This window comes from Undibacterium sp. Dicai25W, assembly GCF_049340505.1.
Lineage (GTDB): Bacteria > Pseudomonadota > Gammaproteobacteria > Burkholderiales > Burkholderiaceae_D > Undibacterium > Undibacterium jejuense.
On sequence record NZ_JBMPOQ010000015.1, the window covers coordinates 84437 to 93272 of the forward strand.

General features: G+C 46.5%; 6 protein-coding genes. 2 read left to right on the top strand and 4 right to left on the bottom strand.

Features of this window, described 5'->3' with window-relative positions; translation table 11 throughout:
- Positions 1-65: 65 nt before the first annotated feature.
- Both ACO0KY_RS15350 and ACO0KY_RS15355 read left to right on the top strand, forming a co-directional pair.
- Positions 66-317: a hypothetical protein gene (locus tag ACO0KY_RS15350; RefSeq protein ID WP_186913170.1), complete on the top strand. Its 252-nt coding sequence runs from the start codon at positions 66-68 to the stop codon at positions 315-317.
- A gap of 177 nt (positions 318-494) precedes the next feature.
- Positions 495-2699 (top strand): OsmC domain/YcaO domain-containing protein, encoded by a 2205-nt coding sequence (locus tag ACO0KY_RS15355; RefSeq protein ID WP_423047479.1) that lies wholly within the window; start codon positions 495-497, stop codon positions 2697-2699.
- 224 nt (positions 2700-2923) lie between these two features.
- Here ACO0KY_RS15355 and glp read toward each other — a convergent pair whose 3' ends face one another.
- From glp to ACO0KY_RS15375, 4 genes are all read right to left on the bottom strand, one after another.
- The gene (glp, locus tag ACO0KY_RS15360; RefSeq protein ID WP_423047481.1) at positions 2924-4225 is read right to left on the bottom strand and encodes a gephyrin-like molybdotransferase Glp; all 1302 of its coding nucleotides are present in this window, start codon (positions 4223-4225) and stop codon (positions 2924-2926) included.
- Position 4226: 1 nt separating this feature from the next.
- On the bottom strand, positions 4227-4838 hold the full coding sequence (mobA, locus tag ACO0KY_RS15365) for a molybdenum cofactor guanylyltransferase MobA (RefSeq protein ID WP_423047482.1): 612 nt from the start codon (positions 4836-4838) through the stop codon (positions 4227-4229).
- Between the two features lie 808 nt (positions 4839-5646).
- Complete coding sequence (locus ACO0KY_RS15370; protein ID WP_423047484.1) at positions 5647-8424, bottom strand: ImpA family metalloprotease; 2778 nt, start codon at positions 8422-8424, stop codon at positions 5647-5649.
- Between the two features lie 167 nt (positions 8425-8591).
- A partial coding sequence (locus ACO0KY_RS15375; RefSeq protein WP_423047486.1) for a hypothetical protein occupies positions 8592-8836 on the bottom strand: 245 nt, incomplete at its 5' end.

Sequence of the window (8836 nt, forward strand, 5' to 3'; positions counted from 1 at the left end):
ATGACCAAGATAAAACCAAACGAATGTAACAGTAGATTAATAGTTTCAAACAGAACAGGAGTTCTATGCATAAAATAATTTTCACTGGCTTTCACCACAGCCTTAACGAACAAACTGCACGTGAGTTCCTTGAGCACATACACGCTAGCCCTATTCTCGATATGAAAATTATTAGCGATGGCAATGCCGAACATCCATATCTGATTGCAGAACTCGCGATTGATGATATGCAGGCTTTCAACCTCACCACTCGTATCAAAAATTATTGGTATGACACCCATCTCGTATCCGCCTGCGGCTTATGGGAAAAAAGTTAGTTCTGATTTCAATATCCCATCTTTTCTGATTGCTTTTTTAGCACTTTCCATTCCAAATTGACATATCCCAGTCGCCATACCAAGCAAAGTCAGGGAGACTGCAATTCCATGTGAGGCGAGCCTAAAACATGGATAATAGCGTTCAACGTATTTTGAACATTATTTTGGATATCTCTCATGGAAATTAAGGTCAACTTTCTCGATAAGCTTCGTCTTGAGGCGAAATTCGATGATTTTACGGTCATAGCCGATCAGCCTATCCGTTACAAAGGTGACGGCTCAGCACCGGGGCCTTTCGATTACTTTCTGGCATCCTCTGCCTTGTGTGCTGCTTATTTTGTGAAGTTATATTGCAACACACGCAACATTCCAACCGAAAATATTCGTCTTTCACAAAACAATATTGTCGACCCAGAAAATCGTTACGCCCAGATTTTTAAAATTCAGGTTGAATTACCCGCTGATATTTCCGCCAAAGATCGCGAAGGCATTTTGCGCTCTATCGAACGTTGCACGGTCAAAAAAGTTGTGCAAGAAGGTCCTGAGTTTGTCATTGAAGAGGTAGAAAACCTCGATGCCGATGCGCAGGCTTTACTGACCTTAAGCCCGGGTGCTGATGCAGCAACTTACATCCTTGGTAAAGATCTACCGCTGGAACAAACTATCGCCAATATGTCTGGATTGTTGGCAGGCTTAGGCATCAAAATCGAAATTGCATCGTGGCGTAATATTATTCCGAATGTGTGGTCGTTACATATCCGCGACGCCCATTCACCGATGTGCTTCACCAATGGCAAAGGCGCTACCAAAGAAAGTGCGCTGGCATCTGCGTTGGGCGAGTACATCGAACGTCTGAGTTGCAACCATTTTTATGCAGGCTCGTTCTGGGGCGAAGACATCGCCAATGCCGATTTCGTGCATTATCCGAACGAACGCTGGTTTAAACCAGGCAAAAAAGATGCCCTGCCAAAAGAAATTCTGGATGACTACTGCCTCGATATCTACAACCCTGATGGCGAACTACGTGGATCGCATTTGATCGATACCAACTCGGGCAATAAAGAGCGCGGTATTTGCTCTCTGCCCTATGTGCGTCAATCGGATGGTGCGGTGGTGTACTTCCCGTCCAATCTGATCGAAAACCTGTTTGCCAGCAACGGCATGAGTGCGGGTAATACACTCGCTGAAGCGCAAGTCCAATGCCTTTCAGAAATTTTTGAACGCGCAGTGAAACGTGAAATTCTGGAAGGTGAAATTGCCTTACCTGATGTACCACAAGAAGTGTTGGCGAAATTTCCGGGCATTCTGGCGGGCATACAGGGCTTGGAAGAACAAGGCTTTCCAGTACTGGTCAAAGATGCGTCACTCGGTGGTCAATACCCTGTCATGTGCGTGACCTTGATGAATCCGCGGACTGGTGGCGTGTTCGCTTCATTCGGTGCTCATCCAAGCTTAGAAGTCGCGCTGGAGCGCAGCCTGACGGAATTGCTCCAAGGTCGCAGTTTTGAAGGCTTGAACGATTTGCCGCAACCGACCTTTGTCAGCAATGCGGTAACTGAGCCAAACAACTTTGTCGAACACTTTATCGATTCCAGCGGCGTAGTGTCATGGCGCTTCTTCAGCGCCAAAGCGGATTATGAATTCGTCGAATGGAATTTCTCCAGCGAAGGTGAAAATTCCAATAGCGAGGAAGCCGCAACGCTGTTCGGCATCCTCGCAGAAATGGGCAAAGAAGTGTACACCGCTGTGTATGACCAGTTAGGCGCGACAGCTTGCCGCATCCTGGTTCCTGGCTATTCGGAAGTGTATCCGATCGAAGACTTAGTCTGGGATAACACCAACAAAGCCTTATTGTTCCGCAGCGATATTTTGAATCTGCATCAGCTGGACGAAGAAGGCCTTGGCGACCTGTTAGACCGTTTAGAAAATAACGAGCTGGACGATTACAGCGACATCGCCACCTTGATCGGTATCGAATTTGATGAAAACACCGTCTGGGGTCAACTGACTGTGCTGGAATTGAAACTGCTGATCAATTTAGCGCTGGAAGAGTTTGAAGAAGCGCATGAACTTGTCGGTGCCTTCTTGCATTACAACGACAACACCGTCGAACGTGGCTTGTTTTATCAAGCCTTGAATGTGGTGCTGGAAGTCATGCTGGATGATGACTTGGAACTAGCCGATTACGAAGCCAATTTCCGTCGCATGTTTGGCAATGAGCGTATGGACGCAGTTTTAGGCTCCGTGAACGGCAGTGTACGCTTCTACGGTTTAACCCCGACCAGCATGAAACTAGAGGGGTTAGATCGTCACGCCCGTCTCATCGATAGCTACAAAAAGCTGCATGCAGCGCGTGCTAAAGCGGCGGCAACATCGAAGTAACATCATTGTTTTAAGTCTGCATCAGTGACAATGAATTTCAACCCCGGCTTAAGCGAATGTTTAAGCCGGGGTTGTTTCATCAAGTGCTAACTTGCTCATTGTATTGGATCAAACTGGATCAAACGGTACAACGGTACTTAAAGTTTTAACCCCCTCGTATTCAACTCTCATTCGACTCACATTTCTATCTATCCATGCTTCAATCGCGTGAAGCAAATTGACAGCTATATCAATCCCTCAAACAGTACGATCATCACCTTAGCACCAGCAGTCACTTGCCCCTGATCGTGGTCTAGTACAATCATACAATTGGCCTCTGACATCGAGCGTAGTATGCCGGAGCCTTGCGATCCTGTAATGCTGACTTCCAGTTCACCTTCTGAATTAATTTCTGCGATGCCGCGTTGGTACTCGGTTCGACCAGCGCGCTTTTTGATCGCATGTTTGCTGCTCGCTTTGAGCATCAGCGGTGGTGCATGTTCGGCTCCCTGCATCTGTAGCAGCGCTTGTTTGACGAAGAAATAAAAACTCACCATCACTGCAACGGGATTACCCGGCAATCCAAATAAATAGGCGCTTTTACCATTAGAATTGATTTTTCCGAACGCCATGGGTCTTCCGGGGCGCATGGCGATAGACCAAAATGCCACCTCACCTAATTGCGCCATGGTTTGCCGGATATAGTCGGCATCTCCGAGCGAAACACCGCCAGTAGTAATAACGACGTCTGCATGTTCACACGCTTGTCTGAAACTGGCTTCCAGCGTCACGGTGTCATCCTTAACGACACCCATATCGATCAGTTCACAGCCTAATCGCGTTAGCATTGCATGCAGCGTATAGCGATTGCTGTCGTAAATGCAGCCTTCATCCAAAGTCTGATCGACCGAACGTAGTTCATCACCGGTGGAGAAAAATGCCACGCGCAGCCGGCGCTGCACTGGAACGGTCGCAATACCTAAAGAAGCCAACAAACCCAAGTCTGCCGGGCGAAGTACTTTGCCACGGCGTAAAGCGATTTTACCCAGTCTCAGATCTTCTCCAGCCATTCGTCGATTGCTGCCCGGCTGGACGCAACCTGGCGCGACGTGAATCCTGTCTTCGCTGGCTTTGCTGATAAACTCTAGCGGCACAACGGTATCGCAACCATCGGGCATGACTGCGCCAGTCATAATACGAACGCATTCGCCTGCCGCTACGGTTCCCTGATACGCCCGACCAGCAAAGGCTTTACCGATGATCCTGTAACTTACTTCTTCTACAGTCGATAATGTATTACCAGCAAAAGCATAGCCATCCATGGCCGAGTTGTCATGGGCTGGCACATTCATTCCGGAGACGATATCTTCTGCCAGCACACGCCCCAATGCTTGTTGGATGGGTAAATGTTCAATAGTACAAGTTGGCTGAATCGATTGGTTAATCAATTCCCGGGCTTTGCTCACAGATAAATTCTGCGGGTCATCATATCCCATCGTACTGATAGTCTCGTTTAACGATATGGTGGGTGTGACTTGTTGGTTCATGTCAGGACTCAAGTTGCTTTAGTTCTTGTAAGGTATTGATGTTGGCGAAGCCGGAATGATCTTCAAATAGTACTTCAGCGACAGCTAATTGCTGAAACCAGGCATCAACTTTACGACCACCACCATTGAGAAAATCATTCAGACCAGGAAGCACCGATAATTTCATGAGGGCAAAAACCGGATGCCTTTGACGATAGCTTACGCCGTTTTCTGATTCTAAGGTAACAGCGACGGCAAGATCCGCGTCGTTCACCATTAAACCTTCAGACAATCGAGCAACCAGGTTCCAAGGCAACAACGGCGAATCACACGGCACCGATAACAGATACGGCGTCTGACAATGTTGTAATCCGGTTTGCAGTCCCGCTAATGGACCGGCAAAACCGGCCATCTGATCGGAGAGAACAGGATAGGAAAAAGCCTGATACTGATCGATATTCTGGTTGGCATTGATAATAATAGCTCCTACTTGCGGTGCTAACCGCATGAGGACATGACGTGCTAAGGGTATATTACGAAACACCTGTAAGCCCTTATCAACGCGCCCCATTCTGGTACCTATACCACCGGCAAGCAGTAAGCCTGTTATCTGGTGTTGATCAATCATAATCATAAAAAATTTGCGCTCGTTAAATATAGCGACGATGAAATAGAACCGACGAATTCCACTTCATTTCTGTGAAATTGTCGCCATTGAATATTGAAGCATATTGACCAATATTGAAAGCGAATCAATTTCAGCAGCAATACAACGTGACGTCGCGCATTAAAACCTGTTTGGATTTCAAGTCCACAGTAATGACACGATGTTACTCCCATCTGCCTCTCACACACATGTCGAAACATGTTGGTTCGCTAGAAAAATACTTGATGCAGCAGCAAACGCGGTACTACATCGTTCAGGCAGACTGCAAAGCACATAAAAAAATAGCCCGCTCGAGGCGGGCTTAATTCCAATCCTTTGCGGGAGTTGGAGGAGACAGTTGATACTATATTGCAGCGCACCAAGATCGCCAACTAATTTTTTTGTATATCCGTCATTCATAAAGCAGATATCCCGGCTTATTAAAGCGCTAAGAAACGTGCCAGGCAGGAATTGATCCTTACGATCGTTCATCTCTGAGCCGCTCGCTCAATCAAGAGAAGGCTGTTTCTGGTTCAAAATTCTCATATCGCAAAGCGAGTAGCTAGTGAGTTGAACAATCTGGTGATCAACTCACTCACCGCTATCAGCAATTTGAAAAACTTGATGGCACCGAATTGCTTGAAATTTAGCTTTATTGACAGAACATCCCAACAATATTCTTGCGAATACCATTGATAAGCCTCGCGGATGACGAACACCAAATTTTGATCAATCTGATCAAGCCTTAGTGGTCGTCAACCAAGAGCGAGAGTCATCGCACTTCTTGGGTTCCGGATCAGAACGGATAAACCGGCGTTGATTTCGATAAATCCAACCATTGACCGGTTGATACCTGATTAAATTTACTTTGTGCCAGCGCATAAAACTGCTCAGGCAATACCGGCAAATTCAAATCAGCCACAGAATCGAGTGCCGCTTGTGATAATGTAATTCCATACATTGCAAAGATATTCCGCAGATCCTGACCGATGATTTTCGAGCTCAATACAAATATCAAATCAGGATTAGAAATGCTACTGTTATCTGCAAAACGACTCATGCCGTACTTGCCCTTGTTATTCGGATCCCACGCCTTAGCGACCAGACGATCGCTCTTATTAAGGAGACTTAAGAAATCTAAAGTCGTTTCCATAGTAGGAACAATTTCATTAACACGATAGCGACTGAACAAAAATGCTAACTGAAAATGCACAGCCCGCATTGGGTCCTGATTCGCCATCGTCCACAGATGGGTTTGCATATCCAGCACTTTGGCGTTTCCTGTCAAACCTGTTGCCCGATTGGCGACGATATCCTTGTATAAAGTTGCATGATCAGTCGTGTGTCCGGTATCAACTCCCAGCAATTTATATTGGCGGATCATTTGTGCACTAGCCAGAATATTGTTATCGCATTCCACTACACACCCCTGACCGTTAAACGCAATATGCAAAACACGTTGTACAGTGTTATGCCCCATCTCGTGCGCCCAACCCCAACCTGCATCGATACCAGCGTAGCCATCAGTTGGGTTGCCTGAGCAGAGGTAACCACACGTTGCAATCCAGCCGACCATGTGCTGCATGTTTGGTGCTCGATGGATATTACCATCACAAGTCCAGCCAAACTGCGTGCACAGTGTAGAGACGTTCGTCGTCATCCCAACATCGTTATATCCATTTGCAATGTGATTGGAGTTGAATAACATGTCCTTGATCTGCGTTTGAATGAACGTATTTGGATCAACATTGACGTTAACATAGCCAATAATTTGCTGAATTTCGCCACCCACTAGCTTCAAGGTCTGCCAACCAAAGTCTTTACGCTTGGTCGCCGCAATCGCATCAGCATAGTCTTGCGCAGATTGTGGCTGCGTCATATCAAAGTGAGAATACTTAGCAGCACCACGAATTTTGAGCGTAATCGTCTGACCTGGCGTTGCTCCTGAATAGTTCAACATCAGTGGCCCTCCGAACGGAGAATTAAACACCATTGGAGAAGCCGTGCTTGACGTCGAAAGTGGAATAGCAAACGAATTAGGACGACGTGGACGTTTGTATTTTGTAGCAACATCATCCGTCAATGGATCGCCCCAAGTGCGAAGATGGTTGGTTTGTACAGACAAGCCAGTCACACTACCACTATCGACAACCTGAATAGAGATTGGCTTTGCTGGAATCGCGCCTCGACCAATCAAGGTAATTCCTGATGCTTGTGGAATCGTGACAGTAATCGTTTCATCAGTACTACTAACCGGAATCGCTTGCGCGGCGGCAGGCATGTAATCGCCTTGACCTGCTGTTGCTGTTGTTGTTGTCGCACGGTTAAACGTTACCCAGGAATCGGAGGCGTAGGTGCGCAAAAAATCGCCCGCAGCAGTATCCCGGTTGATAGAACCATACTTAATCATTGGTCGGTATAAATCCGCCCACAACACCATTAAACGATACAAATCAGTAGCAGGGCTATTAAACAGATCTATCCCATTACTTTGCATTGTACCTAGATCATTATGGAAGAAAGTGATAGCCGCCGCAGGAGAGGCATCCGTGCTGAGCTTTAAGGAAGGCTGCGCTTGCCCGAGATAACCCAGTGTAGTTACTAAAGGCGTCAACTGATCATTTCGTTGCAGCATGCTACTCACGGACGTACCGCTCGCCACCGAAACAGCCGATGCGGAAGCGAAATAATTACCAGGATATCCCCCAAGATCCATTCCCATGCCATTGAGCACCTGCCGTCCACCAGCCGAGTCAATCCAACTAGCGTGCATGTAGACGACAGCTTTTCCTGCTGCGAGATATTTATAAATCTGTGCCGACAAGGCAGAATCACTGCGTGTTCCTGCTCCAAAGACCAGTACATCGAGGTTAATCCAACAGCTATTCGTTGGATCAACAAGATCGCAGGTCACCTCCTGTGGCGTAGCGCCCAGTGAGGCAATTAACGTCCCAACTGTCGGCGCATCGTAGCCAGCCGTCGCAAATTTGACGGTTGTCGGCAGCTTACCTGAGGCGTTACCTGTCACCGCCCAGGTAAATGCCTGATTAAACACTGGGGTATGCTGAATTTCTTTTGACTGCGTTGCGATCCACTTTAAAACATCGGCACCATACGCAAGTGCACGCCCCTGACCATACATCGCAACGGCTGCAAGTGTACTACCATCATCAGCAGTCACTAACGGGGTCGCCATCGTATGATTCCTGATATTGATATCACTACTATTGGTAGTCAGATTTAAAACCGGAGTGACTCCATTACCTGCATATATAGAGCTGATGGCTGTACTTTGCTGTTGTTGATACTTGATCGCTAATGCCGTCGCTTGTTGCAATAAGGTAGGCGCATCGGCAATACTTAAATGACTTGGATCGCCACTCTTGAGAGCAAGAGCAATTAGATCTGTTGGCGTCCCCCCTGAAGTATCCGATGTTGTTCCATTTTGTGAAGTTCCGGAATTGGTTGTAGTACTTTGCCCTCCGCCACCTCCGCCACCACATGCAAAGAGTAGCGTCACTAATGGCGCAACAACAAAGACTTTCTTTACTTTAAACCATTGCTTCAAGCGCATAATTTTCTTATTTCCACAAAACGTAAGTTGTGATTTTATTGCTGACAAAAAAACTTCATTTATTTGAAGTTACATCACTGAGCATAACCAGACTTATCCCTCACACTTAAGTGTACGTGTGGAAATTATTTTTTACTATTGTCCTTTGGTGCAGATCAAATACAAAATCAACGCAAACTTCCACCCTCTGATAATTTGCAACGTCGTTTGATGTATACCATTTCAAGTTCTCCAGAAATTAAAAGATTGCATGGTATGGATTTTTTCATTCCGGCAGAATTCCGGCTGTAACCCTCCCGTAAAATCAAGCCATGCATAACCAGAGTTCTTGAGGCAAACTTATATGCCAAAGGAGAACAGAAATGCGTAAGAGCAGATTTACAGAGACACAGATCATTGGAATATTGAAAGC